We start from the raw sequence: 25,408 nt of genomic DNA, 5'->3' as shown, positions 1-25,408 counted from the left end.
GGTCATGGGCAGCGCCGCCGGGGTTGGCTAGGCTTGGCCCATGCAGCGCATCCAGTACTTCGTAGCCGCTTCCCTGGACGGATTCATCGCCACCTCCACGGACGACCTCGGTTGGCTCCTGCAGTTCGACGGCTTCGAGGGCGGAGCCCAGAGCTACGACGCCTTCATGGCCGGCGTGGGGTGCATCCTCATGGGCGGGCAGACCTACGCCTGGCTGCAGGAGCACGACGCCGGCACTTGGCCCTACCCGGGCACCCCAACGTATGTTTTCACGCACCACGAGTACACGGCCCCCGATGGCGCCGACGTCACGTTCGTCCGCGGAGACGTGGGCGAATTCATCGCTGACTTCCGGGAGTCCGCGCGAGGCCGGAACATCTGGGTGGTGGGCGGCGGCAACCTGGCCGCCCAGTTTGCCGCCGCCGGCCTGCTGGATGAGATCATCCTCTCCCTGATTCCGGTGGTACTGGGGGAGGGCAAGCGGCTGCTGCCGCTCAAGGGGCCGACGCCGCCGCTGGAACTGGTTGCCTCCCGCACCCTGGGCAGGGGGATCGTTGAGTTGCGCTACCTGCTGGCAGCGGGGACAACAGGGCCTGATGCTGCCTGATTCAGCCGGCGTTGTCCCGGAGCATGTTGGTGATCCGGGCAGATGACAGTCGCCGCCCCCGGGCGTCGGTCATGACCACTTCATGGGTGGCGAGCGTGCGGCCCAAATGGATCGCCGTGCACGTGCCCGTGACCAGGCCCTGCGCAATTGAGCGGTGATGGGTGGCGTTGACTTCGATGCCGACGGCGTGCCGGCCCGGGCCCGCATGCATTCCGGCGGCGAACGAACCAAGGGTTTCCGCCAGCACCACGTGGGCGCCGCCGTGAAGGATTCCCGCTACCTGCGTGTTGCCCTCCACCGGCATGGTGGCGACGGTCCGTTCGGGGCTCATCTCCAGGAAATGGATCCCCATTTTGACCACCAGGGCGCCGACGCCGAACGTGCCCAGCCAGTCGTGCATATGGTGGGGGATTCCGGCGGCTGCCAGCTCTTCGGCGAAGGGGCCCGGCGTGAAATTGTCTGTCATGGCAACTAGGCTGGCACCTGTGAGTGAAACAACCAAACCGGCCCCTTTCCCGTCCCAGGTCTTGGAGGAAGAGCCCGCTTCCACCCCCCAGGACCCGGCAGCCCAGGACGCTGCCCCTGCTGCCGGCGGGTCGGTTTCCGCCACTGTTGCCCCCGTCGTCCCCATCACCGGCCAGCCGCGGCTCCTGGTGCTTGACGGGCACTCCATGGCTTTCCGGGCTTTCTTCGCCCTTCCGGCGGACAAATTTTCCACCGCCAACGGCCAGCACACCAACGCCATCCACGGGTTTACGTCCATGCTGATCAACCTGATCAAGGAACAGCAGCCCACCCACATCGCCGTCGCTTTCGACGTCTCGGACGAATCCACCCACCGCAAGGCCGAGTACAGCGAGTACAAGGGCGGCCGGAATGAAACACCCCGCGAGATGAGCGGGCAGATCGACCTTATCGGCCAGGTGATGGAGGCCTGGGGGATCAAGACCATCAAGATGCCCGGTTACGAGGCCGACGACATCCTCGCCACGCTTGCCGCCATGGGGGAAAAGGCCGGCTTCGAGGTCCTCCTCGTTTCCGGCGACCGGGACGCCTTCCAGCTGATCACGGACAACGTCTTCGTCCTCTACCCCAAGAAGGGCGTCAGCGACATCCCACGGATGGACGCCGCAGCCATCGAAGCCAAGTACTTTGTGAGCCCGTCCCGCTACTCGGACCTCGCCGCCCTGGTGGGTGAGACGGCGGACAACCTGCCCGGCGTGCCCGGCGTGGGGCCCAAGACGGCGGCCAAGTGGATCAACCTCTACGGCGGCCTCGAAGGGGTCCTGGAACACATTGATTCCATCGGCGGCAAGGTGGGTGACGCCCTGCGCGGGAATGTGGACGCCGTCAAGCGCAACCGCAGGCTGAACCAGCTCCACACGGACCTCGACCTGCCGGTCACGCTCGATGACCTCTACCAGCCGCGGCCTGACCAGGCGGTCCTTGAGGACCTCTTCGACCAGCTCGAATTCAAGGCTATCCGCGGCCGCCTCTTCGCCCTCTACGGCGACGCCGACACCCCGGCAGCGGAACGGGACAGCATCGACACCCCGGAATACAGCACTCCCGTGGATGCCTCGGAACTTGCAGCGTTCCTGGCCGCGGGAGCCGGCCGCCGCTCCGCCCTCGCCGTCGACCTCGTGCCCGGACGGATCGGCGAGGATGCCGCGGCGCTGGCGATCGTCCGCGGCGATGCCGCCGTCTACGTCGACCTCACGGGCCAGGATGCCGAAACGGACAATGTCCTGGCAGAGTGGCTCCGGGACCCGGAGGCGCCCAAGGTGATGCACGGCTTCAAAGCCGCTCTTAAGGCACTCACTGCCCGCGGCCTGGAGCTTGAGGGCGTAGTGGACGACACCTCCATTTCCGGCTACCTGATCGAGCCGGACCGGCGCACCTACGAGCTCGCCGAACTGGCCCAGCACCACCTCAACGTGGGCATCCCCGCTGCCACGGCGAAGGCCGGGCAGCTGGAACTGTCGTTCGACGGCGAGGACACCGCCGCTGCCGATGCCCTGGTCCAGGCCGGCGCCGTCGTGCTCTCCCTCAGCCGCTTCTTCGAGGATGAACTCAAGGAGCGCAAGGCCGAAGAACTGTTGTCCACGCTTGAGCTGCCGGTCAGCCGCGTCCTTGCGGACATGGAACTCGCCGGAATCGCGATCGACATGGACAAAATGGACGAACAGCTCGCCGATCTGGCGCGGGTGATCGACCACGCCCAGCAACAGGCATTTGCCGCCATCGGGCACGAGGTCAACCTGGGCTCGCCCAAGCAGCTCCAGACGGTGCTGTTCGACGAACTGCAGCTGCCCAAAACCAAGAAGATCAAGTCCGGCTACACCACGGACGCCGCTTCCTTGAAGAACCTCCTGGAAAAGACCGGGCATGAGTTCCTGGTCCAGCTCATGGCTCACCGCGAGGCCGCCAAGCTGCGCCAGATGCTGGAGTCGCTGAAGAAGTCGGTGGCCGAGGACGGCCGCATCCACACCACCTACGCCCAGAACGTCGCCGCCACCGGCCGCATCTCCTCGAACAACCCCAACCTGCAGAACATCCCCATCCGCAGCGAGGAAGGCCGCCGCGTCCGCGGCATCTTCGTGGTCAGCGATGGCTACGAATGCCTGCTGTCCGCCGACTACTCCCAGATCGAAATGCGCATCATGGCGCACCTGTCCGGGGACGAAGGGCTGATCCAGGCGTACAAGGACGGCGAGGACCTGCACCGGTTCGTTGGCTCGAACATCTTCCACGTGCCCACGGACCAGGTCACCAGCGCCATGCGGTCCAAGGTGAAGGCCATGTCCTACGGACTGGCCTACGGCCTGACCTCTTTCGGCCTGTCCAAGCAGCTGGAGATCTCCGTCGACGAGGCCCGCACCCTCATGAAGGACTACTTCGACCGCTTCGGCGCTGTCCGCGACTACCTGCGGGGCGTGGTGGACCAGGCCCGGGTGGACGGTTATACGGCCACCATCGAGGGCCGCCGCCGTTACCTCCCGGACCTCACCAGCACGGACCGCCAGCTGCGCGAAAACGCCGAACGCATTGCCCTGAACAGCCCGATCCAGGGTTCGGCCGCGGATATCATCAAGCGCGCCATGCTCGGTGTACAAGGCGAGCTCAAAGTGCAGGGGCTGAAGTCGAGGATTCTGCTCCAAGTCCATGACGAACTGGTCCTCGAGGTGGCTGCGGGGGAGCGGGCCGCCGTGGAGCAGCTGGTCACCGAGCAGATGGCAGCCGCCGCCGATCTCAGCGTGCCCTTGGAAGTGCAGATCGGCGTCGGCCCCAGCTGGTACGACGCCGGCCACTAGGCTGCCGCCGGACCAGCGGGCGGCCGGCGTGTTTGTGCTGGTCAAGCGCCGGATTTATTGGCTAGGCTCGGCTAAATGGGTGATCTGAGCGGAAACTATGAAATCCGGCGCTTTCCCGCCGTGTCCAAAGGCAGCGAAGGGTACGCGGAGGCCGAAACCTGGGCCAAGGCCGTAGGGTTCGGTTTCCACGAGTCCACCCGTACCCCCGAACACCGGGAGCGGTCCCTTGCCACCTATGAGGTCGATGGCCGGATCTTCACCGGGGTGTACCAGTCCGGGGCCGTGGCTCCCTCGTCGCTGCCGGCCGAGGTGCCCGTTGCCACGTTCGGGTCGTTCCGCAAGACCCTGAACATTGGCTTCGGCCGCATGCTGGAAACCCAGATGGTCACGGCCGTGACCGTCCGCACATCGCACCGCCGCCGCGGCCTTCTGCGCCGCATGATGACTGAAGACCTCCAGGCAGCGAAGGACGACGGCATCGCCATGGCAGCGCTGACGGCCTCGGAGGGAAGCATCTACGGCAGGTTCGGCTACGGCGTGGCAAGCCTGGAGCGCACCGTGAAGGTGGACACCACCGGCCGGTTCGCCCTGCGGCACCAGGCCACAGGCGCCGTGGAAGTCGCGGACCCCAAAACCCTGCTGGACGTGGCTCCCGTGGTGTTCGAACGCGTCCACCGGCATACGCCCGGGTCCCTCGGCCGGCAGGAATGGTACCGGCACCTTGCCTCGGGGTCGCTGGGACGCGACGGCAAGGAGGATCCGGCCATCAAAGTGGCGCTGCACTACGGCCCGGACGCAACCATCGACGGCTACGTCTCCTATAAGTTCCTTGGCTGGGACACCACCCCCTATACGGTGGAAGTGGTGGACCTTGTGGCCGCCACGGACCACGCCTACCTTGAACTGTGGCAGTACTTGGCGGCCATCGACCTCGTGGAACGGGTCACCTGGAATGAGGCGCCGGTGGATGATCCCCTTGCCTGGGCCCTCGCTGACCCGCGTTGCATTGACGCCTCGGACAGCCGCGACATGCTCTGGCTCAGGATCCTCGACGTTCCGCAGGCCCTCGCCGCGCGGCATTACCCGGCGGATGGACGGCTGGTCCTCAGGGTCGAAGATCCGCTCGGCCTCACGACGGGGATCTTTGCGCTGACCGTGGAGGGCGGCCGGGCCGGCGTCGAACGCCTCACGGACGCCGAAGCCGCCGATCTCGAACTGGGGGTCTCCGCGCTGTCCTCGATCTTCCTCGGAGGGGTGTGCCCGGTAACCCTGAGGGCTGCCGGCGCCGTCGGCGAGCCACGGCCGGGGGCCGCACTCAGGGCGCGGCAGATGTTTGCGGTGGAACGGGCGACGCACTGCCTGACCCACTTCTGAGTACCGTCCCGGTCCCACCGCCGCTTTGACCCGTATTGCCGGCACCGACTAGAATAAACGGGCGTGTACCACGTGCACGTCTTTGCGGTCCCAGGCCGCATTGAAAGTAATCCACAAAATCAGGATGACCCGGAGGATCCCTCGGATTCACCGTGAATCGCGCCTGCGTTCCATAACGCGGGCGCGCCGGTTTGCCTGACCGACTAACTATCCACAACGGAGCCCCTACTACATGACCATCACCTCCACCGAGAAGCCCGGTACCCCCGTAGTCGCGATTAACGACATCGGTACCGCTGAGGACTTCCTCGCAGCTGTCGACGCCACCATCAAGTACTTCAACGACGGAGACCTCGTCGAAGGTACGGTCGTCAAGGTCGACCGCGATGAAGTCCTGCTCGACATCGGTTACAAGACCGAAGGTGTCATCCCCTCCCGCGAGCTGTCCATCAAGCACGACGTTGATCCCGGAGACGTTGTCTCCGTTGGCGATCAGGTCGAAGCCCTGGTGCTCACCAAGGAAGACAAAGAAGGCCGTCTGATCCTCTCCAAGAAGCGTGCTCAGTACGAGCGTGCCTGGGGCGACATCGAGAAGGTCAAGGAAGAAGACGGTGTCGTCACCGGTACCGTCATCGAGGTTGTCAAGGGTGGTCTTATCCTCGACATCGGTCTGCGCGGCTTCCTGCCCGCGTCCCTGGTCGAAATGCGCCGCGTGCGCGACCTTGCTCCGTACATCGGTCAGCAGATCGAAGCCAAGATCATCGAGCTGGACAAGAACCGCAACAACGTTGTGCTGTCCCGCCGTGCATGGCTCGAGCAGACCCAGTCCGAGGTCCGCTCCACCTTCCTCAACAAGCTGGAAAAGGGCCAGGTCCGTCCCGGCGTTGTTTCCTCCATCGTCAACTTTGGTGCCTTCGTGGACCTGGGCGGCGTAGACGGCCTGGTTCACGTTTCCGAGCTGTCCTGGAAGCACATCGACCACCCGTCCGAGGTTGTCGAGGTTGGCCAGGAAGTCACCGTCGAGGTTCTCGAGGTCGACCTGGACCGCGAGCGCGTCTCCCTGTCGCTCAAGGCTACGCAGGAAGATCCGTGGCAGACCTTCGCCCGCACCCACGCCCTCGGCCAGGTTGTTCCGGGTAAGGTCACCAAGCTGGTTCCGTTCGGTGCGTTCGTCCGCGTCGAAGACGGCATCGAAGGCCTCGTCCACATCTCCGAGCTCGCCGTGCGCCACGTTGAGCTGGCCGAGCAGGTTGTCTCCGTTGGCGACGAGCTGTTCGTCAAGGTCATCGACATCGACCTTGAGCGCCGCCGCATCTCGCTGTCCCTCAAGCAGGCCAACGAGGGCGTCGACGCCGACAGCACCGAATTCGATCCCGCCCTGTACGGTATGGCCGCAGAGTACGACGAAGAGGGCAACTACAAGTACCCCGAGGGCTTCGACCCCGAGTCCAACGAATGGCTCGAGGGCTACGAGAACCAGCGCGCCGCCTGGGAGCAGCAGTACGCTGACGCCCAGACCCGCTGGGAAGCACACAAGAAGCAGGTTGCCCAGCACGCTGCCGACGACGCTGCAGCTGCAACGTCCGGTGACAGCGATTCCGGCGCGACCAGCTACTCCTCCGAGCCTGCTGCCACCGACACCGGTGCCGGCACCCTGGCTTCGGACGAGGCACTGGCTGCTCTCCGCGAGAAGCTGACCGGCAACTAGTTGCCACCGGTGCCGGGTTCGTCCCGGCACCAACGCGAACAGGCCCCCTGCCTCTGGCAGGGGGCCTGTTTTCGTTGATGCGGGTCTCTGGCGTTTCTGCGGCGACGGCGCCTCACGCCCTCACAGGGCGACGACGGCGTGGACCGTTCCGTCGTCGTCGGGCGTCAGCACGGCGCCCGCTGCCTCGAGGAGCCGCTGGGCGCTGAGGTTACCGGCCAGGGTGCGGGCAGTGACGCGTTGCAGGCCGGCCCTGCGGGCTTCCTCGAGGACCAGCGCCAGGGCGGCGCGGGCGATCCCGCGGGAGCGAAAGCTCCGGCCCAACCAAATGCCGGTTTCGGCCGAAAGTGCCTCCGCATGGGGTTCCCGTTTGAGCCGGACGGAACCGGCTGCATCACCGTCGCTGAACACGGCCCAGGATTTCTCCGCCGCGGGTCCGTCCAGGCCGGCGGCTGCAGCGTGGTGGTAGCTGAAGAACCAGGCCGTGCGCTCAAGATTCCAGCCGGGTCCACCGAGCGGGGGAGCCACTTCGTCAGGGGAGGCATCACGTTTGGCCAGTTCGAGCAGCTGGTCCGCGACAGCCCGGTCCACATCCACGATGGTGACCTCAGGCAAAGCGTTCATCAACCCACTCCGTTCCTTCTGGAGTCAGCGCGGCGGACCCTGCGGTCAGCTGCTGGATCCGTTCTGTTGCTGCCGCAATGGCATCGGCCTGGTCGGGTACGGCGATGCGCAGCACCGTGAGGCGGTCCTGATAGGACGTTTCCGCCATCACCAGGCCGGCGGCGCGCAGGTCGTTTTCCAGCCGGCCGGCGCGGGCGTGCGGCACCGCCGTGCAGCAGATCCGCAGCCTGCTGCGCCGGATCAGGGGTGCCAGCTCCAGGGCCGTGGAGACAGATTCCGAGTAGGCGCGGACCAGGCCGCCCGCGCCCAGCAGCACTCCACCGAAATAGCGCACGACGACGGCACTGACGTCGCTGAGGTCGGTCACCCCGGGTGCTGTTTCCCTCTTCAGCAGGGCCTCGAGCATGGGGATCCCTGCGGTGCCTGCGGGCTCGCCGTCGTCGCTGGAGCGCTGGATGCTGCGGTCCGGGCCGATGACGAACGCGGAGCAGTGGTGCCGGGCATCGTGAAACTCGCGGCGAAGCCCGGCGGCCAGTTCGCGGGCGTCCTCCTCCGTTCCGGCCCTGCGGAGGACGGTGATGAACCTGGACCGTTTGATTTCCAGCTCATGCCGGAGGTCCCGGCCGGCCGCCAACGTGGTGTAGGAGGTGGTCCTGCTGTCTTGAACTTGCACCCGGCCCAGTCTAGCGGCGGCGCGAACCGCGCCTCCGGGAGTGCGGCGGACACTCCATGACGTTACGGACGCCGGCTTAGTAGACGGTTCAGTAGGGTGGGAGGGTGTTGAAAATCGGCTTGACGGGCGGAATCGCCTCAGGAAAATCGGTGGCGGCGGCCCGGCTGAAGGAGCGCGGCGCGATCCTGGTGGATGCGGATGCACTGGCCCGGGAGGTGGTGGAGCCCGGGACCCAAGGCCTGGAACAGATCGCTGCCGAGTTCGGCGCGGACATGCTCGACGGCGACGGGCGGCTTGACCGCGCGCGCCTCGGCGAAGCGGTGTTCGGCCAGCCGGAGCGCCTTGCCGCCCTGAACGCCATCGTCCACCCCCTGGTGCGGGCCCGCGCGGCCGAGCTGACGGCAGCTGCCCCGGATGACGCCGTCGTGGTCCAGGATATTCCCCTGCTGGTCGAGACCGGGCAGGGGAGCAGCTTCCACCTGGTCGTGGTGGTGGACGCCCCCGATGACGTCCGGCTGCAGCGCATGCAGGCGCTGCGGGGGATGACCGCGGAAGCGGCGCATTCACGGATGGCGGCCCAGGCCACGCGCCCGGAACGCCTGGCCGCTGCCGACGTCGTCCTGGACAATTCCGGCACCGTGGAGCAACTCTTGGAACAGGTTGACCGGCTCTGGGAGCAACGGTTGCAGCCTTACGCCCGCAACCTCGCCGCCGGAACCCGGGCGTCGCGCGCCGGCGGGCCGGTCCTTGCACCGCACAGCCGGGACTGGTCCCGGCAGGCCGCGCTGATCGCGGCGCGGCTGAGGGCGGCCGCCCCTGATGCCATCCTGGCGGTGGACCACATCGGTTCCACCGCCGTCCCTGGCCTGGCTGCCAAGGACGTCATCGACGTCCAGGTGGCCGTGCCTGACCTGGAGGCGGCAAGCGCCATCGCACCGCTCCTGGCCGCTGCCGGATACCCGGCGGTCCGGGGAATTGAATCCGACACGCCGAAGCCCGGTACGCCGGACACCGCGTCATGGCTCAAGCGTTTCCATGCCAACGCGGATCCGTGCCGGGCGGTGAACGTGCATGTGCGGCCGGCCGGCTCGGCCGGATGGCGTTATGCGCTGATGTTCCGGGACTGGCTGCGGAACGATCCTTCTGCCCTTTCGCTCTACCAGGCGCACAAGGCGGACCTCGCGCGCCGCTTCGCCGACTGCGCCGGAACCGGATCCTACGCCGAGGCGAAGGAGCCGTGGTTCACCGATGTTGCCTGGCCGTTGATGTCCGCCTGGGCCGAGGCAACCGGGTGGGCGCCGCCGTCGTACGCGTCCTGAACTGCCACCCCCACCCGGGGCATGTTCGCCCGTAACGGATTGGACCCTTCACTGTCGGTGCCCGGCTGTAAATTAGATCCATGAGCCTTGCGCAGGAGATCAACCGTGTTGTAGCGCCCTTCGAAGTCATCAGCGAATTCAAGCCCGCGGGTGACCAGCCGGCCGCCATCGCGGAGCTGACCGAACGCATCAATAACGGGGAGAAGGACGTGGTGCTCCTCGGCGCCACCGGTACCGGCAAAAGCGCCACCACCGCGTGGCTCATCGAGCAGGTCCAGCGGCCGACCCTGGTGATGGTCCAGAACAAAACCCTTGCCGCCCAGCTCGCCAACGAATTCCGCGAGCTGCTGCCCAACAACGCGGTGGAGTACTTCGTCTCCTACTACGACTACTACCAGCCCGAAGCCTACGTGGCGCAGACGGACACCTTCATCGAGAAGGATTCCTCCATTAACGAGGAAGTGGAACGGCTCCGGCACTCCGCCACCAACGCGCTGTTGACCCGCCGCGATGTGATCGTGGTGGCCACCGTGTCCTGCATCTACGGCCTGGGAACCCCGGAGGAATACATCTCCGGTATGGTCACCCTGCGCAAGGGCGCCGAAATGAACCGGGACGACCTCCTGCGCAAGTTTGTTTCCATGCAGTACGCGCGCAACGACGTCGACTTCCACCGCGGCACCTTCCGGGTCCGCGGGGACACCGTGGAAATCATCCCGATGTACGAGGAACTGGCCATCCGGATCGAGTTCTTCGGCGACGAAATCGAAAACATCCACACCCTCCACCCGCTGACCGGTGAGGTCATCCGCGACGAGGAAGAGATGTACGTCTTCCCGGCATCGCACTATGTGGCCGGGCCGGAGCGGATGGCGCGGGCCATCAAGCGGATCGAGGATGAGCTCGCGGACCGGCTGAAGGTGCTGGAAAGCCAAAACAAGCTCGTCGAAGCCCAGCGGCTTCGGATGCGGACCACGTACGACCTCGAAATGATGCAGCAGATGGGATTCTGCAACGGCATCGAGAACTACTCCGCGCACATTGACGGCCGCGGACCCGGGACCGCGCCGCACTGCCTCCTGGACTACTTCCCGGACGACTTCCTGCTGGTGGTGGATGAGTCCCACGTGACCATTCCGCAGATCGGCGCCATGTATGAGGGCGACATGTCCCGAAAGCGGAACCTCGTGGACTTCGGCTTCCGCCTGCCGTCCGCCATGGACAACCGGCCGCTGAAATGGGACGAGTTCCTCCAGCGGGTGGGCCAGACCGTCTACCTTTCGGCCACCCCGGGCAAGTACGAACTTGGCAAGGCGGACGGGTTCGTCCAGCAGATCATCCGCCCCACCGGGCTGGTGGATCCTGAAGTGGTGGTCAAGCCCACCAAGGGACAGATCGACGACCTCCTCGGTGAGATCAAGACCCGGGTGGAGAAAGACGAACGCGTCCTGGTGACCACGCTGACCAAACGCATGGCGGAGGACCTCACCGACTACCTGCTGGGCCACGGCGTGAAGGTGGAGTACCTGCACTCTGACGTCGATACCCTGCGCCGCGTGGAGCTCCTGCGCGAGCTGCGGATGGGATCCTTCGACGTCCTGGTGGGCATCAACCTCCTCCGTGAGGGCCTTGACCTGCCCGAGGTGTCCTTGGTCAGCATCCTGGACGCGGACAAGGAAGGCTTCCTGCGCTCGTCCACGTCGCTGATCCAGACCATCGGGCGCGCAGCCCGCAACGTCTCGGGCCAGGTGCACATGTACGCGGACCGGATCACCGACTCCATGGCCCTCGCCATCGACGAAACCAACCGCCGCCGCGCCATCCAGGTGGCCTACAACAAAGACCATGGCGTCGATCCCCAGCCGCTGCGCAAGAAGATCGCCGACATCACGGACCAGCTGGCCAAGGAAGACGCCGATACCGAGGAACTGCTCAAGAACAACCGGCTCGCCAAGGGCGCCAAGCGTGCCAAGTCCGGCGCCAAGGGCGCGGATCAGGTCCGTGCGGATGGTTTGGCCGCAGCTCCCGCCGAGGACCTGGTGGGACTGATCGAGCAGCTCACCGAACAAATGCACGGTGCCGCCGCCGAGCTGCAGTTCGAGGTGGCCGCACGGATCCGCGACGAGGTCAGCGAACTGAAGAAAGAGCTGCGCCAGATGCAGGCCGCCGGCCACGCCTAGGGTGTCCACCCGGCGGGGCTTTCCGCAGATCCGGCTGTTCCACCCATAAAGCGGCGGGCACCTCCCTGGGGAGATGCCCGCCGTCGTTCATGCCAAGCAGTGCCGGTGCATTACTTCCTGGCGGAGTCGATCATTCCCTTTGCTTCCTGCATGAGGCCCTTGGCTGCGTCGGAGGGGGACTTGCGGTCGAAGAGGACGTCCGTGCAGTACCGCTGAATCAGGGCCTGCACCCCGGATGACCCTGTCGGGGGCACCGGCGGGCCGCTCTGCAGGTCAGGCTTGATGTCCTTCAGGAATGCCGCCGCGGACTTGTCCGCCGGAGTCAGCAGCGGGTCGATTGCCGTCTGGACCTCGGAATTCGTGGGGAAGCCGCGCTCGGTCAGGATGGTCTTGGCCGAGTCCAGGTTGTTGAGCATGTAGTTGACCACCTCTGCAGCTTCCTTGGGATGCTTGCTGCGCGAGGACACGGACCAGAACATGGACGGCTTGTAGGACATTCCGTTGTCCTTCGCGCTGCCGGTGGAACTGGGGGCGCGCAGGATCTTGACGTCGGTCTTCAGCGCCGACTGGAGCGCGTTGACCTGGTTGGTCCACCACCACGACATCGCAGTCTTGCCGGTGGCAAACAGCGTCTGTTCGACCGGGGCGCTGACGTCCTCGGTGGCAATGTTGGCCGGCGGGGCGGCTCCAGCGTTGCGCAGGTCCAGCAGGTTCTGGAAGAAGGACGTGGCGGTGCCCTCCTTGAAGCCGAGGCCGCCGTCTGACGAGTAGAGCGACTCGCCATGCTGCATCGCCCACGTGTTCAGGTCGGAGTCCGTCAGCGAGTAGGAGCTGCCGTAGTTGGTCTGCCCGGCTTTGGCCGCCGCCTTTGCGATCTGGGCTGCGGTCTTGGCGTAATCATCCCAAGTCCAGGTCTTGTCGTCCGGGATGGGAACACCGTAGTCCTGGAACAGCTTGGTATTGATCATCACGGCCTTGGCGTTCTGCCCGGTGCTCAGGCCAAACTGCTTGCCGCTGACCTGCCCGGAGTTGAGGGCGTCCTGGTCTATCTTGGAGGTGTCGATATTGCTTTGCTTGGACAGGTCCAGGAGGGCACCCCGGCCGCCATACTCAGCGATGTAGGCCTGGTCCATCTGGATCACATCCGGGGAATCGTTGGCCGCCGTGGTGGTGGCCAGTTTGTCCCAGTAGCTGCTCCACACTCCGGGCTCGGCCTGGATTTTGATGTTGGGGTGGGAGGCCTGGAACGCGTCGATGACCTGTTGTGTTTCTTTGTTGCGAAGGTCGTTGCCCCACCACGTGAAGCGGACCGTGACGTTCCCGCCGCTGTCGCCGGATGAGGAGGGCGAGCAGCCGGTGGCAAGCATGGCGAGGGTGGCCGCAGCTGCGAGCGACTTGACCATCGTGCTGGTGCGAAGCGAAGTCTTCATTGACCGTGACTTTCTGGAGGGTCTAACAAATGGGGCGAGAAACCGCTTTCTCACTGGATGTGATTATGACAGCAGCGCTTGCCGGGGGTCAATGGTTCCGGGAAACCGTTATCCGATGGCGCTGCTGGGGTAGAGTTGTAGGCACGTAGGGGAGTATCCCAAGCGCTACGATCGTCAACACGCAGGGCATGGTTGCCCCGCCGGGCGTAGCGGGCCGCCGCATCAGCACTAAGTGCACTGGCAGGCCGGAGAGACTTACACCACTTTGTGTACCCTGCGAAAGGCTTCCCAGTGCTCGACTTGCCCTTGTGGTTCGAGGTTGGCTCATTTGTCATCCTCGGCCTGATCCTCCTGACCGACCTCTTCCTGGTGGTCCGCCGGCCCCATGAACCCTCCATGAAGGAAGCCGGCCTCTGGGTAGCCTTCTATGTTGCGTTGGCCATGGCCTTCGCCGGCGCGATGTTCGCGTTCACCGGCCCTGAATTCGGCAGCCAGTTCGTCGCCGGCTGGGTCACGGAATACAGCCTCAGCATCGACAACCTGTTCGTCTTCATCATCATCATGGCCAGGTTCTCCGTGCCGCGGAAATACCAGCAGGAAGTGTTGATGGTGGGGATCATCATCGCGCTCATCCTGCGCGGCATCTTCATCCTGCTTGGCGCCATTGTCATTGAACAGTTCAGCTGGGTGTTCTACATCTTCGGCGCATTCCTGCTGTGGACGGCCTGGAAGCAGGCCCAGGACGAGGGCGAAGACGAAGAGGACAAGGAAAACCCCCTCATCGCCCGGATCCGCAAAGTCATCCCCATGTCGGAGAAGTTCGACGAAGGCAAGCTGCGCACCACCGTGAACGGCAAGAAGGTCTTTACCCCCATGCTGATCGTGTTCATCACCATCGGCCTGACGGACCTGCTGTTCGCCGTGGACTCGATCCCCGCCATCTTCGGCCTCACCCAGAGCCCGTTCATCGTCTTCACCGCAAACCTGTTCGCCCTCATGGGCCTGCGCCAGCTGTACTTCCTGCTCGGCGGCCTCATGAACCGGCTGATCTACCTGAAGCACGCACTGTCCGTCATCCTGGCGTTCATCGGGGTCAAGCTGGTCCTGCACGCCATGCACGTGAACGAACTGCCGTTCATCAACGGCGGACGCCACATTGAGTGGGCGCCTGAGATTCCCACCTTCGTGTCCCTTGCCGTCATCGTGGGCACCATCGTCGTGGCCGTGGTAGCCAGCCTGCTTAGCTCCAAGGCCGAGGCAGCAAAAATCGATCCGCGGCTCGAGGAAGACGCCCGGAGGAGCCACAGCGACATCGACTAAGCGCCCGTGCCGCTTCATTGCAACTGGTAATCCCGGCCTGGCCGGGATTACCCGTTTAACCCTCCTGATGCGCGCGCCGGCACAGGACTATGCTCGGATTATGGCCCGCACACCAGCGGAAGAGCGCGTGCGCCAAGTGCAGCGGCGCACCGTTGTACTCCTTGGCACAGCTCAGGTTTTCGGCGGCATCGGCACGGGAGCCACCGTGTCGATCGGCTCCATCCTGGCCGTGCAACTGTCCGGTTCAAGCGCATGGGCGGGGGCCGTGGCAACGGTCATGACGCTGGGGGCCGCGGCCGCCGCACTTCCGCTGGCGTCGTTGGCCGACCAGCGCGGGCGCAGGGCGGCCCAGGTGGCGGGTCTTTCGGCGGCCTTGGCAGGTGCACTGCTCATGGCTCTGGCCGTTGTGTCCGGGCTCTTTATCCTGCTGATCCTTGGTGCCGCAGGCATAGGCGTCGGCACCGCCGCCACCCTGCAGGCGCGATTCGCTGCCGTAGACCTTGCCGCCTCGGAAAACCGGGGGAGGGCGCTGTCGGCGGTGGTCTGGGCAGTGACCGTTGGAGCCGTGACGGGGCCCAACCTCATCCAGCCCGGTACGGTGGTGGGCGCTGCGCTGGGCCTGCCGCCAGTAGCCGGACCATTCATCATCGCCGCGGCAGGCTTGCTGATTGCCGTCGTGCTCGTGTTCGCCGGGCTTCGCCCCGACCCGCTGCTGCTGGCACGCCGGCTCGCAGCTGCGGGAACCAACACAGCCCAAGAGCGTTCCCCGGCACCCCCCGCCAGCGTGGCAGCCGCTCCTGCCGGCGGCTCACTGATCCGCGGGCTCCGTGCCATCAGGGACTCCCGGACGGCGGTCCTGGCAGTGACAGCCGTCGTGGCCGCCCACGCGGTGATGGTGGGCGTGATGTCTATGACGCCGCTGCATCTGCAGCACCTGGTGGAAGGGCCCGCGTTCCACCCCGGGCACGTCGCGGAGGGGGACGTGCTGGTGATCATCGGCTTCACCATCTCGCTGCACATCGCCGGGATGTTTGCGCTTTCGCCGGTCATGGGCTGGCTGACGGACAAGGCTGGCCGGATCGAGACCATCATGATTGGCTTCGCCGTTCTGGTCGCAGCGGTGGTGGTGGCCGGCTTCGGACAGTCTTCCACTCCCGATGTTGCGGCAGGCCTTGTCTTGTTGGGCGTCGGCTGGTCGGCTGCAACAATCTCCGGGTCCACCCTGCTGGCCGAAAGCGTGGGGCGGGATTCCAGGGTGGCGGTGCAGGGCGTCTCGGACATGCTGATGGGTGCTGCCGGAGCGGCAGGCGGTGCGGTGTCGGGGCTGGTCCTGGGCGTCGCCGGCTATCTCGGACTGAACTTGATCGGTGCTGCCATAGGAGCGGCCGTCCTGGCGGCAGCCGTTCTCGCGCGCACCTCGGGCCGCCAGTCAGCGGCTGCCTGAGCGCGCCATCCCCAGGAGGCGGGAAAAGATCCGCTCGCCGTCGTCGGCAATTCCGTCGTGATGGAAATCGGCGGTCTCCCACACCTGCAACCCCCGGACCGCTCCCGCCGTCCCGAGGGATAGGTCCCGGTCAACATAGATGTCGTCGGTGTACACGGCCGCTGCCACGGGAACCGTGTTGGCGGCCAGCGCCCGGGAGTCGTACAGCGGCTTCCAGTCCTGCTTGGCAGCCAGCAGTTCGGCCACGTCCCGGAGTGGCTGCAAGGCGGGATCCTGTTCGAAGTACCACGGGTACACCATCTCGCCGGTCAGGAGCAGCGGCTGGGCGTCGGGCCTGAACCAGGGGTTTTCACCCAGCATCCGCCACGCGGACCAGTTGGTGGCGTGCCCTTGGCCGTAGATGGATTCGTGCATCAGCGCATACAGCGGATTGGAGCGGCGGGAGACGACGGCCTGGAGCTGTTCCAGGAAGGCATCGGACAGGCGGTCTCCACCGGGCGCGTCCACGAAGGCATCTTCCAGGAGATAGTGGAGGTTGTCTACGCGTGTGTTGCCGCCCAGGAATGCCCCTGCCATCTGGAACCGCTCCACGGTGAGGGGCGCGCCGTCGGGCATGGTCTCGGTGGTGGACCGCAGATGACGGGCGATCCGTTCCACCCTCTCCCGGTCCTCGGGATACCAGCCGAAGTATTCCTCGTTCCGGGCGGCGACGCGCTCGAAGGTGGCGCGGTAGACGTCGTCTGCGCTGCCGGCGAGAGGTGCCAGGCCGCCGGTGATGAGTGCTTCGCGGAGTCCTTCCGGAGCGAAGGAAAGGTAGGTCAGGGCGCAAAAACCGCCGTAGCTTTGCCCGTAAATGGTCCAGGGCGCTGATTCGAGGGTGGTACGGATCAGTTCCGCGTCCGCCACGATCGAATCGGCCCGGAAGTGCTCCAGGTAGGCGGCTTGTTCCGCTGCGTCCCCGCGTGCCGGCAACGTATGCCGGTCGATGGGGGTGGACAAGCCCGTGCCCCTCTGGTCCAGCATCAGGATGCGGAAGTCCGCGGCCGCAGCCTTCCCCCAGCCGCCCAAGGAAGCCCACCTGTTGCCGCGGCCGCCTGGACCGCCCTGGAGGAAGAGGAGCCACGGCAGTGCGGCCGCTGCCTCCTCGCTGTGCGCGGCGGAGACGTACTCACGCGCGAAAACGGTGATGGTTTCAACCGCCGGGTCCGAAAGGTCGCCTGGGGCGAAGTGGTCCAGGGGCACGGTGAACCAGTGTTCCACGGTCCGCATGCCCCGGAAGGCGTGGCTGGCGCCAACACGATGCCTGGCGGCCACTGCCGCGCTGTGCCGCTCAGCCACGGGCGGCAGCGGGGACGGAAGTGCTGGACTGTGCCCGGCCGAACCGGTGCAGAGCCTGGCCGGTGAGCCGGAAGGTTGACCATCCGTCCATGGGGACGGCGCCGACGCGGCGGTAGAAGTTGATGGACGGCTCGTTCCAGTCCAGCACGCTCCACTCCACCCGGGCGTAGCCGTTCTCGACAGCAATCCCCGCCAAGTGCTGCAGCAGTGCCTTGCCGTGTCCCTCGCCCCGCGCTCCGGGGCGGACGTAGAGGTCCTCCAGGTAGATCCCGTGTACGCCCTCCCAAGTGGAGTAGTTGAGGAACCATAAGGCGAAGCCCTGCACTTCGCCGGTGGCGTTCTCGGCCATGGCCGCGAACACGCTGGGGTTGCCGCCGAACAAGGCCCGCTCCAGCAGTTCGGGAGTGTTCCGGACGGCGTCGGGTTCCTTCTCGTAATCGGCCAATTCGTGGATCATACGGAGAATGGCGGGAACATCGTGCGGGGTGGCGGGGCGGATAACACTCATTGTTCGAGCTTACCGCCGGTCCTGCGTCAGAGCCGGTTCACGTCCGTCACCCTGACCACGGCGGTCCCTGTGTCATCCGACTCGGCCAGGTCCACCTCCGCCGAGATCCCCCAGTCGTGGTTGCCTGCCGGGTCGTCGAAGATCTGGCGGACTTTCCACGTGCCGCGGTCCTCGGTGATGATCAGCAGGCCCGGCCCCCGTGCGTCCGGGCCAGTGCCGATGTCGTCGTGTTCGTCGAAGTAGTCGTCAAGTGCGTCTTCCCAGCGCTCGGCACCCCACCCGGATCCGGCGTCGAGCCCTCCCAGCGCGGCGGCGTCCTCGTCGGCGAACAGTTCGACGCGGCGGAACATCTCGTTGCGCACCATCACCCGGAACGCGCGGATGTTGGAGGTCAACGACGGCGGGGGAGGCGGTGGGGCGTCGTGCGGCGTGGGCGCCGCACCGGAGGCCAATTCCTCCCACTCGTCCAGGAGGCTGGAATCCACCTGCCGTACCAGCTCGCCGAGCCAGGCAGTCAGGTCCTCAAGGTCTTCCCGCAGCATGTCCTGCGGCACGGTCTGGCGAAGTGCCTTGAAGGCATCGGCCAGGTAGCGCAGCACGATCCCTTCGGAGCGGGCCAGGCCATAGAACTGGACGAATTCACCGAAATTCATGGCGCGCTCATACATGTCGCGGACCACCGACTTCGGCGCGAGCTCAAAGTCGCCCACCCACGGTGCGGCCTTCCGGTACACCTCGAAGGCCTCGCCCAGGATCTCCGCGAGCGGTTGCGGGTAGGAGACCTCGTCCAGCATGGCCATCCGCTGGTCGTAGTCGATGCCGTCCGCTTTCATGGCGGCCACCGCTTCGCCGCGGGCCTTCTTCTGCTGCGCGGAGAGGATCTGCCGTGGTTTCTCCAACGTCGCCTCGATCACGGACACCGCGTCCAAGGCGTACGACGGCGACTCCGGGTCGAGGAGGTCCAGCGCGGCAAGTGCGAAGGGGGAGAGCGGCTGGTTCAGGGCGAAGTTCGGCTGCAGATGGACGGTCAGCCTCACGGTGCGGCCGTCTGGTCCCTGCTCTTCAGGCGGAATGCGTTCCACCACCTCGGCGGCCAGCAGCTCCCGGTAGATCCCCAGCGCCTTCTTCATCAACCGCAGCTGCGAGGACCGGGGCTCGTGGTTTTCGGTCAGCAGCCGCCTGGCCGCGGCAAACGGGTCCCCGGGCCGCTCCATCAGGTTCATCAGCATGGCGTGCGTGACGGTGAAACTCGACGTCAATGGGTCCGGTACGGATTCCACCAGCCGTTTGAACGTCGGCTCACCCCACGAGACGAAGCCTTCGGGCGGCTTCTTCTTCACCACCTGGCGCAGCTTCTTCTGGTCATCGCCGAACTTGGCGGTGGCCTTGGCCATCGCCTTGACGTTCTCGATGACGTGCTCGGGTGCCTGTACCACCACGGTCCCGGCGGTGTCGTACCCTGCCCGTCCGGCACGGCCGGCAATCTGGTGGAACTCGCGTGAGTTGAGCAGCCGGGTGCGGACGCCGTCGTATTTGCTGAGGGCGGTAAGGAGCACTGTCCTGATGGGGACGTTGATGCCTACGCCCAGCGTGTCCGTGCCGCAGATAACCTTCAGCAGCCCGGCCTGTGCCAGCTGCTCGACCAGCCGGCGGTATTTGGGCAGCATGCCCGCGTGGTGCACGCCGATCCCGTGGCGCACGAGCCTGTTCAGCGTCTTCCCGAATCCGGCGGCGAACCGGAAGTTGGCAATCAGCTCGGCAATCTTGTCCTTTTCCTCCCGGGTGCACACGTTGATGCTCATCAGGTTCTGGGCGCGGTCGATCGCTTCGAGCTGGCTGAAGTGCACCACATAGACCGGCACCTGCCTGGTGGACAGCAACTCCTCCAGCGTTTCGTGGACCGGGCTCTGGTGGTAGTAGTAGTGCAGCGGGATGGGCCGCTCCGCCGAGCTCACCGTGGTGGTGGGCCGGCCCGTCAAGGACGTCAGGCCTTCTTCGAAGCGGGTCACGTCCCCCAGCGTTGCGGACATCAGCAGGAACTGTGCCTGCGGAAGCTCCAGCAGCGGCACCTGCCAGGCCCAGCCGCGCTGCGGGTCCGAGTAAAAGTGGAACTCGTCCATGATCACCGCGCCCAGTTCGGCTGCGGAGCCTTCACGCAGGGCGATGTTGGCGAGGATTTCGGCCGTGCAGCAAATGATGGGCGCGTCCTGGTTCACGCCGGAGTCGCCGGTAATCATCCCCACGTTCTCCGCGCCGAAGATGTCGCAGAGCGCAAAGAACTTCTCCGACACCAAGGCCTTAATAGGTGCCGTATAGTAGCTGCGCCTGCCCTGGGCCATGGCCTGGAAGTGCGCTGCGATGGCCACCAGGGATTTACCGGATCCGGTGGGCGTGGCCAGGATGACGTTCGCCCCCGTGGCCAGTTCCATGATCGCTTCATCCTGCGCCGGATAGAGCGAGAGCCCCCGGTTCTCCGTCCATTCCACGAACCGGGTGTACAGGGCGTCGGGGTCGACGGCGGAGGCCTGGTTGGGGGCGGACAGATCGTTCAGCTGGTCGACGAGTTTCATTGACTTCCACCTTAGTGCCACGTCGTGTCGAGGCTCCCGCCCGAGGCCGGGTTAGGCTCGCCCTGGCCGTGTGCGCAGCAGAACCTGGAGAACCTCATGAAATGGGACCCCGTCAAGTACGTCCAATTCGGCGATTACCGGAACCGGCCCTTCTTCGACCTCACCGCCCGGATTCTTGCCGGACACCCTGCCAAGGTGGTTGACCTGGGCTGCGGTCCGGGGAACCTGACGGCGACGCTCAGCGACCGCTGGCCCGGGGCCGAAGTGGTAGGCGTGGACTCCTCCGCGGAAATGCTGGCCAAGGCTGCACGCCTCGCGCAGGTGCGCCCATCGTTGCGGTTCGAACAAACCGACATCGCTGACTGGGCGCCCTCGCCGGACACCGACGTCGTAGTCAGCAACGCCGCACTGCAGTGGGTCCCCGGCCATCAGGACCTGCTGCGGGGATGGCTTGCGGCGCTTCGACCGGGTGCGTGGTTCGCCCTGCAGGTCCCCGGAAATTTCGACGCCCCCTCGCACGCGCTGATGCGCGAGCTGGCGTCATCGGCCCCGTGGGCCGCCAAGCTCGGCGGGGTGTTGAGGGGCCGGGAGTCGGTGGGGGAGCCGGGTGACTACCTTGGGATCATGCTCGACGCCGGGTACCTCGCGGATGCGTGGGAAACCAGCTACCAGCAGGTCCTGCCGGGGCCGGACCCGGTCTTGGAATGGGTTCGGGGCACGGGCCTGCGTCCCGTCCTGGCCGCGCTGACGCCGGATGACGCCAAACGGTTCGAAACCGAGTACGCCTCAGTACTGCGGGACGCCTATCCGCAGGGCCCCCACGGCACCGTTTTTCCGTTCCGCCGGATCTTCGCCGTCGGTCGCAAGGATGGCGGAAACGGGTGATGACTCGTGTTTGTTCCATGTAGTCACAGCGCGTGACAGCGGCGGAAAGTGATCTGGCTTACAATGTGGTCTGTGGTTTAGGGGTCAAGTCGCCGGCCCGCTTCTTCGACCGAGTGCATTTACGGGGGGTATTTTGCTGGTCGGTGTCATCAGGCGGCAACTCAAGGGACAGCACGCCCAGGTGTGGGCCATCGTGCTGCTCCAGTTGGTCCAGGCAGCGGCCAACCTGCTCCTGCCAACAGTGAACGCGGCGATCATTGACGACGGCATCGTTGCCGGTGATACGGCCGTGATTTCCAGGCTGGGCGTGGTGATGGCAGTCATTGCCGTCGTGCAGGCGGCTTCCGCCATCGGGGCAGGGTATCTGGGGGCCGTGGTGGCCATGCGGATCGGGCGCCGGCTGCGGGCGGAAATCTTTGCCCGCATTCAGTCGTTGTCCTCACAGGATGTGGCACTGTTCGGAACCCAAAGCCTGACCACGCGTGCAACCAACGACGCCCAGCAGATCCAGGCATTCGCCGTCCTTGTCTTCACCATGCTCTTTGCCGGCCCCGCCATGGGGGTCGGGGGAATCGTCCTGGCCGTGCAGCAGGACGTGGCGCTGTCTGTGGTGGTGATCGTCATCGTGCCGCTGCTCCTGCTGGTTATGTACCTGATCGTGCGCCGCCTGATTCCGCTCTACCGGGAGGGCCAGGACCTGCTCGACCGTTCGGGCGGAATCCTGCGCGAACAGATCATCGGCGTGGACGTCATCCGCGCCTTCGTCCGCCAGGATTACGAGGCGCGGCGGTTTGCCCGGGCCAACGCCGGCCTGACCGCGAACAACCTGCAGTCTGCGCTGCTGGTGGCGGGGATGCTGCCGATGATCATGCTGGTGGTCAACATCAGCTCGGTGGCCGTGGTGTGGTTCGGCGGCCACCGCATCCAGGACGGCCAGATGAACCTCGGTGCCCTGACCGCGTTCATCGCCTACATCATGCAGATCCTGCTGGCGATCATGATGGCCATGTACGTCCTCATGACGGCGCCGCGTGCCGCGGCCTGCGCCGAACGCATCCAGGCTGTCCTGGACACCAAACCGTCGGTGCGAGACGCTGCGGCCCATGTGCCCGGCGCCGGCAATGGGCCAGCGAGGCCGGGCGGCCAAAGGACGGACGCGGTTAAACCGGCAGGCGGGCCTGCCCTCCTGCAGTTCCACGGGGTTGGCTTCTGCTACCCGGGAGCTGAAGCGCCGGTGCTGGCGGACATCAGCTTTACCGCGGCGCCGGGTACCACCCTTGCGGTCGTCGGCTCCACGGGAAGCGGAAAGTCGACGCTGCTGAACTTGATTCCCCGATTCCTCGACCCCACGGAAGGGCACATCACCGTGGGCGGCCGCGACGTCCGGGAGATGCCCCTGGACCTTTTGCGCGGAGGCATGGGGATCGTGCCGCAGCACTCCCACCTCTTCACCGGAACCATTGCGGAGAACCTGCGGATGGGTGCGTCCGAGGCCACCGATGAGGAACTGTGGGCCGCCCTGGAGACGGCTCAGACCATGCGGTTCATGCGCGACCTCCCGCTGGGCCTTGCCACGCCCGTGGGGCAGGGCGGAGCAAGCCTGTCAGGCGGGCAGCGCCAGAGGCTGTGTATTGCCCGTGCCCTGTTGCGGCAGGCGCCCCTCTATCTCTTCGACGACAGCTTCTCCGCCCTTGACTACCGCACCGACACCAGGCTGAGGCTGGCGCTGGAGCAGGTTCTGGCGGCTGCCACTGTGGTCGTCGTTGCTGAACGCCTGTCCGCCGTGGAGGACGCGGACCTCATCCTGGTGCTCGACGACGGCCGGCTCACCGCCCAGGGAACGCATACGGAGTTGTTGCAGGACTCGGCGACATACCGGGAAATTGCCGAATCCCAGCTCGCGCTGGACGGCCCCTTGTGACGGCGTCCGGCGAACCCGTGGCGGCCGCCCACTCCTTCGGGCCCACCGCGGCGAGGCTCCTTGGCCTCCTGCGCCCTTTCCGGCTGCATGTCCTGGGCGCCGTTGGAGCCACGTGCGCCTTTGCCGGCCTCAACGTTGCCGCCCCCAAATATCTTGGTGACGCCACGGACCTGGTGGTGGACGGCGTCGTCCAAGGCAGCCTGGACCAGAGCCTCGGAACCCTTCTGGCGGTCGTGGCCGGGATGTACGTCCTCGCCTCACTGTTCAACTGGATTCAAGGGGCACTCACGGCCCGCGCCGTCCAGGGCCTCATGTTCAGGCTGCGCGCCTCGGTGGAGGACAAGCTGCACCGCCTGCCCTCCACCTACTTCCGGGAGCGGTCCCGGGGCGACGTCCTCAGCCGTGCCACCAACGACATCGACAACATTGCCCAGGCCCTGAACCAGGTCCTGACGCAGCTGATCGTCTCCGTCCTCATGCTGTTCGGCTCGCTTGCCATGATGCTGTGGATCTCGCCGCTGCTCGCAGCCATAGCTGTTGCCACCGTTCCAGTCTCAACGTGGATCACCGTGCTGGTGGCGCGCCGCTCGCAGGAGCATTTCGCCAGGCAATGGAAGGAGACCGGCGACCTCAACGCGCACGTGGAGGAATTCATCAGCGGCCACGAGGTGGTCAAGGCTTTTGGCTGGCAGGAACAGGCTGCGCAAGTCTTCGGCCAGAGCAATGCACAGCTGGCCCGTGCGGCCCGCAAAGCCCAGTTTTCCGCCGGCGTGGTCCAGCCGCTGATGGTCCTCATGTCCAACCTCAACTACATCGCAGTGGCAGTCGTGGGAGCCCTGCAGATCATTTCCGGGTCCATGACCATTGGCGGAGTCCAGGCGTTCATCCAGTTCAGCCGGCTGTTCACCCAACCTGTGGGGCAGATTGGCGGCCTGCTCAGCGTCATGCAGTCCTGCGCGGCGTCCGCGGCCAGGGTCTTCGCGCTCCTGGATGCCGGCGAGGACCCCCGGGAACCGGCCGTACCGGCCCAGGCCGGGCCGGTTGCGGGCCCCATCGTCTTCGAGGGTGTCACGTACCGCTACCCGGGTTCGGTGCCCGCGGTCCGCGACCTGACCTTCACGGTTGAACCGGGACAGGCAGTGGCCATCGTGGGCCACACAGGCGCCGGCAAGAGCACCGTGGTGAACCTGCTGATGCGATTCCTCGAGCCTTCCTCGGGCCGGATCTCCATTGGCGGGCAGGACATCTCCTCCGTTCCCCGGGACCTGCTGCGCTCCCAGTTCGGGGTGGTGCCGCAGGATGCGTGGCTGTTTGCCGGGACCATCCGCGAGAACATTGCCTATGGCCTTCCGGACGCTTCGGATCCAGCCGTCGTCGCCGCAGCGGAGGCAACCCATGCCGACCGGTTCATCCGTTCCCTGCCCCACGGCTACGGCACCATGCTGGAAAACGGCGGCGAACCGCTCAGCCAAGGACAGCGGCAACTCATCACCATTGCCAGGGCACAGCTGGCCGGACGCTCGGTGCTGGTGCTGGACGAGGCCACCAGCTCGGTGGACTCCCGGACCGAGCTCCTGATCCGCCAGGCGATGCAGCGGCTCCGGAACGGCCGGACCAGCTTCATCATCGCCCACCGTTTGTCCACGGTCCGGAACGCTGATCTAATTCTGGTCATGGACCACGGACGCATCGTTGAACAGGGAACGCACGAGAGCCTCCTGGCCGCCAACAGCTATTACGCCACGCTCTACAGCGCACAGTTCGCAGCCCGTGACGGCCGCGCCGGCGTACTGGAGGGAGGCCTGTGAGCGCGCCGGCAGACTTTCCCGGCGCCTGGCGGCCGAACCCCGCCAGCACCGTGGCACTGTTCGAGCAACTGCGGCTGCAGGTCATCCACCTGGCGGACAACGGGGCCTTGGCCCCCGGCACCCGGCTCCCGGCCGTGCGGGCCCTCGCGGAAAAGCTCGACGTCGCCCCGCACACCGTGGCCAGGGCGTACAAGGAACTCGAAGCCGCCGGGATTGTGGCCACCCGCGGACGGAACGGCACCGTGGTTTCGGCGCGGGATGAGAGGCTTGGCGGCCTGGCCACGGCGGCGGCAGCATACGCGGACGTGGCCAAAGCGCAGGGGGCCAGCTTCGCGGAAGCCGTCAAGCTGCTGGCGGCCGCCTACGATGTTCCCTGAGGGCGGAACCG

At 66.0% G+C, this 25,408-nt stretch carries 19 protein-coding genes; 12 read left to right on the top strand and 7 right to left on the bottom strand.

The window, feature by feature from the left end; genetic code table 11:
* The first annotated feature begins 40 nt into the window (after window positions 1–40).
* Window positions 41–607, top strand: a complete 567-nt coding sequence (locus ACFVVC_RS10290; protein WP_387452251.1) for a dihydrofolate reductase family protein — start codon at window positions 41–43, stop codon at window positions 605–607.
* A gap of 1 nt (window position 608) precedes the next feature.
* Here the strand turns inward: ACFVVC_RS10290 and ACFVVC_RS10285 are convergent, their stop codons facing one another.
* On the bottom strand, window positions 609–1,073 hold the full coding sequence (locus ACFVVC_RS10285; RefSeq protein ID WP_387452249.1) for a hotdog fold thioesterase: 465 nt from the start codon (window positions 1,071–1,073) through the stop codon (window positions 609–611).
* 205 nt (window positions 1,074–1,278) lie between these two features.
* Here ACFVVC_RS10285 and polA point away from each other — a divergent pair, with 205 nt between their 5' ends.
* The 3 genes from polA (at window position 1,279) to rpsA (ending at window position 7,003) form a co-directional block, all read left to right on the top strand.
* On the top strand, window positions 1,279–3,921 hold the full coding sequence (gene polA, locus ACFVVC_RS10280; RefSeq protein WP_387452675.1) for a DNA polymerase I: 2,643 nt from the start codon (window positions 1,279–1,281) through the stop codon (window positions 3,919–3,921).
* A gap of 75 nt (window positions 3,922–3,996) precedes the next feature.
* A complete protein-coding gene (locus tag ACFVVC_RS10275; protein ID WP_387452247.1) occupies window positions 3,997–5,295 on the top strand; it encodes a GNAT family N-acetyltransferase in 1,299 nt (432 codons plus the stop codon).
* 232 nt (window positions 5,296–5,527) lie between these two features.
* On the top strand, window positions 5,528–7,003 hold the full coding sequence (gene rpsA, locus ACFVVC_RS10270; RefSeq protein ID WP_018761235.1) for a 30S ribosomal protein S1: 1,476 nt from the start codon (window positions 5,528–5,530) through the stop codon (window positions 7,001–7,003).
* 120 nt (window positions 7,004–7,123) lie between these two features.
* Here the strand turns inward: rpsA and ACFVVC_RS10265 are convergent, their stop codons facing one another.
* Together ACFVVC_RS10265 and ACFVVC_RS10260 are read right to left on the bottom strand one after the other, a co-directional pair.
* Entirely contained in the window at window positions 7,124–7,624 is a 501-nt protein-coding gene (locus tag ACFVVC_RS10265) for a GNAT family N-acetyltransferase (protein ID WP_387452243.1), read from the bottom strand.
* Window positions 7,608–8,297, bottom strand: coding sequence for an IMPACT family protein (locus tag ACFVVC_RS10260; protein WP_387452240.1), 690 nt, complete (start codon window positions 8,295–8,297; stop codon window positions 7,608–7,610). The genes ACFVVC_RS10265 and ACFVVC_RS10260 overlap by 17 nt, the downstream gene beginning before the upstream one ends.
* 104 nt (window positions 8,298–8,401) lie before the next feature.
* On the opposite strand from ACFVVC_RS10260, the gene coaE reads away from it, so the two are divergent.
* Window positions 8,402–9,616 carry a dephospho-CoA kinase gene (gene coaE / locus ACFVVC_RS10255; protein ID WP_387452238.1) on the top strand — a complete coding sequence of 405 codons (1,215 nt, stop codon included), beginning with the start codon at window positions 8,402–8,404 and terminating at the stop codon, window positions 9,614–9,616.
* An 80-nt stretch (window positions 9,617–9,696) separates the two neighbouring features.
* Window positions 9,697–11,796 (top strand): excinuclease ABC subunit UvrB, encoded by a 2,100-nt coding sequence (gene uvrB, locus ACFVVC_RS10250; RefSeq protein ID WP_387452235.1) that lies wholly within the window; start codon window positions 9,697–9,699, stop codon window positions 11,794–11,796.
* 110 nt (window positions 11,797–11,906) lie between these two features.
* On the opposite strand, the gene ACFVVC_RS10245 is transcribed toward uvrB, so the two are convergent.
* A complete protein-coding gene (locus ACFVVC_RS10245; RefSeq protein ID WP_387452228.1) occupies window positions 11,907–13,226 on the bottom strand; it encodes an ABC transporter substrate-binding protein in 1,320 nt (439 codons plus the stop codon).
* A 291-nt stretch (window positions 13,227–13,517) separates the two neighbouring features.
* Between ACFVVC_RS10245 and ACFVVC_RS10240 the strand changes: the two genes are divergently transcribed.
* Window positions 13,518–14,546, top strand: coding sequence for a TerC family protein (locus ACFVVC_RS10240; RefSeq protein ID WP_387452226.1), 1,029 nt, complete (start codon window positions 13,518–13,520; stop codon window positions 14,544–14,546).
* 100 nt (window positions 14,547–14,646) lie between these two features.
* Window positions 14,647–15,990 (top strand): MFS transporter, encoded by a 1,344-nt coding sequence (locus ACFVVC_RS10235; RefSeq protein ID WP_387452223.1) that lies wholly within the window; start codon window positions 14,647–14,649, stop codon window positions 15,988–15,990.
* Here ACFVVC_RS10235 and ACFVVC_RS10230 read toward each other — a convergent pair.
* The 3 genes from ACFVVC_RS10230 to ACFVVC_RS10220 form a co-directional block, all read right to left on the bottom strand.
* A complete protein-coding gene (locus ACFVVC_RS10230; protein ID WP_387452672.1) occupies window positions 15,976–17,259 on the bottom strand; it encodes an alpha/beta fold hydrolase in 1,284 nt (427 codons plus the stop codon). The two genes, ACFVVC_RS10235 and ACFVVC_RS10230, sit on opposite strands and share 15 nt — an antisense overlap.
* A 61-nt stretch (window positions 17,260–17,320) precedes the next feature.
* On the bottom strand, window positions 17,321–17,836 hold the full coding sequence (locus ACFVVC_RS10225) for a GNAT family N-acetyltransferase (RefSeq protein WP_387452220.1): 516 nt from the start codon (window positions 17,834–17,836) through the stop codon (window positions 17,321–17,323).
* 26 nt (window positions 17,837–17,862) lie between these two features.
* Complete coding sequence (locus ACFVVC_RS10220) at window positions 17,863–20,406, bottom strand: DEAD/DEAH box helicase (RefSeq protein ID WP_387452217.1); 2,544 nt, start codon at window positions 20,404–20,406, stop codon at window positions 17,863–17,865.
* A 96-nt stretch (window positions 20,407–20,502) separates the two neighbouring features.
* Here ACFVVC_RS10220 and ACFVVC_RS10215 point away from each other — a divergent pair, with 96 nt between their 5' ends.
* The 4 genes from ACFVVC_RS10215 to ACFVVC_RS10200 all read left to right on the top strand — a co-directional run bounded on the left by ACFVVC_RS10215 (window position 20,503) and on the right by ACFVVC_RS10200 (window position 25,397).
* Window positions 20,503–21,291 (top strand): trans-aconitate 2-methyltransferase, encoded by a 789-nt coding sequence (locus ACFVVC_RS10215; RefSeq protein WP_387452214.1) that lies wholly within the window; start codon window positions 20,503–20,505, stop codon window positions 21,289–21,291.
* Window positions 21,292–21,424: 133 nt separating this feature from the next.
* Window positions 21,425–23,212 (top strand): ABC transporter ATP-binding protein, encoded by a 1,788-nt coding sequence (locus tag ACFVVC_RS10210; RefSeq protein WP_387452211.1) that lies wholly within the window; start codon window positions 21,425–21,427, stop codon window positions 23,210–23,212.
* A complete protein-coding gene (locus ACFVVC_RS10205; protein ID WP_387452208.1) occupies window positions 23,209–25,020 on the top strand; it encodes an ABC transporter ATP-binding protein in 1,812 nt (603 codons plus the stop codon). The genes ACFVVC_RS10210 and ACFVVC_RS10205 overlap by 4 nt, the downstream gene beginning before the upstream one ends.
* On the top strand, window positions 25,017–25,397 hold the full coding sequence (locus ACFVVC_RS10200; protein WP_387452205.1) for a GntR family transcriptional regulator: 381 nt from the start codon (window positions 25,017–25,019) through the stop codon (window positions 25,395–25,397). The genes ACFVVC_RS10205 and ACFVVC_RS10200 overlap by 4 nt, the downstream gene beginning before the upstream one ends.
* Window positions 25,398–25,408: the final 11 nt, after the last annotated feature.

Source organism: Pseudarthrobacter sp. NPDC058196 (genome assembly GCF_042882685.1).
GTDB lineage: Bacteria > Actinomycetota > Actinomycetes > Actinomycetales > Micrococcaceae > Arthrobacter.
This window is presented reverse-complemented; position numbering and strand designations above follow the sequence as displayed.

Coding starts and splice junctions, on each gene's coding strand:
- uvrB (WP_387452235.1), top strand. CDS start 9,697: ATGAGCCTTGCGCAGGAGATCAACCGTGTTGTAGCGCCCTTCGAAGTC.
- ACFVVC_RS10215 (WP_387452214.1), top strand. CDS start 20,503: ATGAAATGGGACCCCGTCAAGTACGTCCAATTCGGCGATTACCGGAAC.
- rpsA (WP_018761235.1), top strand. CDS start 5,528: ATGACCATCACCTCCACCGAGAAGCCCGGTACCCCCGTAGTCGCGATT.
- ACFVVC_RS10235 (WP_387452223.1), top strand. CDS start 14,647: ATGGCCCGCACACCAGCGGAAGAGCGCGTGCGCCAAGTGCAGCGGCGC.
- ACFVVC_RS10230 (WP_387452672.1), bottom strand. CDS start 17,259: ATGCGGACCGTGGAACACTGGTTCACCGTGCCCCTGGACCACTTCGCC.
- ACFVVC_RS10285 (WP_387452249.1), bottom strand. CDS start 1,073: ATGACAGACAATTTCACGCCGGGCCCCTTCGCCGAAGAGCTGGCAGCC.
- ACFVVC_RS10290 (WP_387452251.1), top strand. CDS start 41: ATGCAGCGCATCCAGTACTTCGTAGCCGCTTCCCTGGACGGATTCATC.
- ACFVVC_RS10220 (WP_387452217.1), bottom strand. CDS start 20,406: ATGAAACTCGTCGACCAGCTGAACGATCTGTCCGCCCCCAACCAGGCC.
- ACFVVC_RS10245 (WP_387452228.1), bottom strand. CDS start 13,226: ATGAAGACTTCGCTTCGCACCAGCACGATGGTCAAGTCGCTCGCAGCT.
- ACFVVC_RS10265 (WP_387452243.1), bottom strand. CDS start 7,624: ATGAACGCTTTGCCTGAGGTCACCATCGTGGATGTGGACCGGGCTGTC.
- ACFVVC_RS10275 (WP_387452247.1), top strand. CDS start 3,997: ATGGGTGATCTGAGCGGAAACTATGAAATCCGGCGCTTTCCCGCCGTG.
- ACFVVC_RS10225 (WP_387452220.1), bottom strand. CDS start 17,836: ATGAGTGTTATCCGCCCCGCCACCCCGCACGATGTTCCCGCCATTCTC.
- polA (WP_387452675.1), top strand. CDS start 1,279: ATGGCTTTCCGGGCTTTCTTCGCCCTTCCGGCGGACAAATTTTCCACC.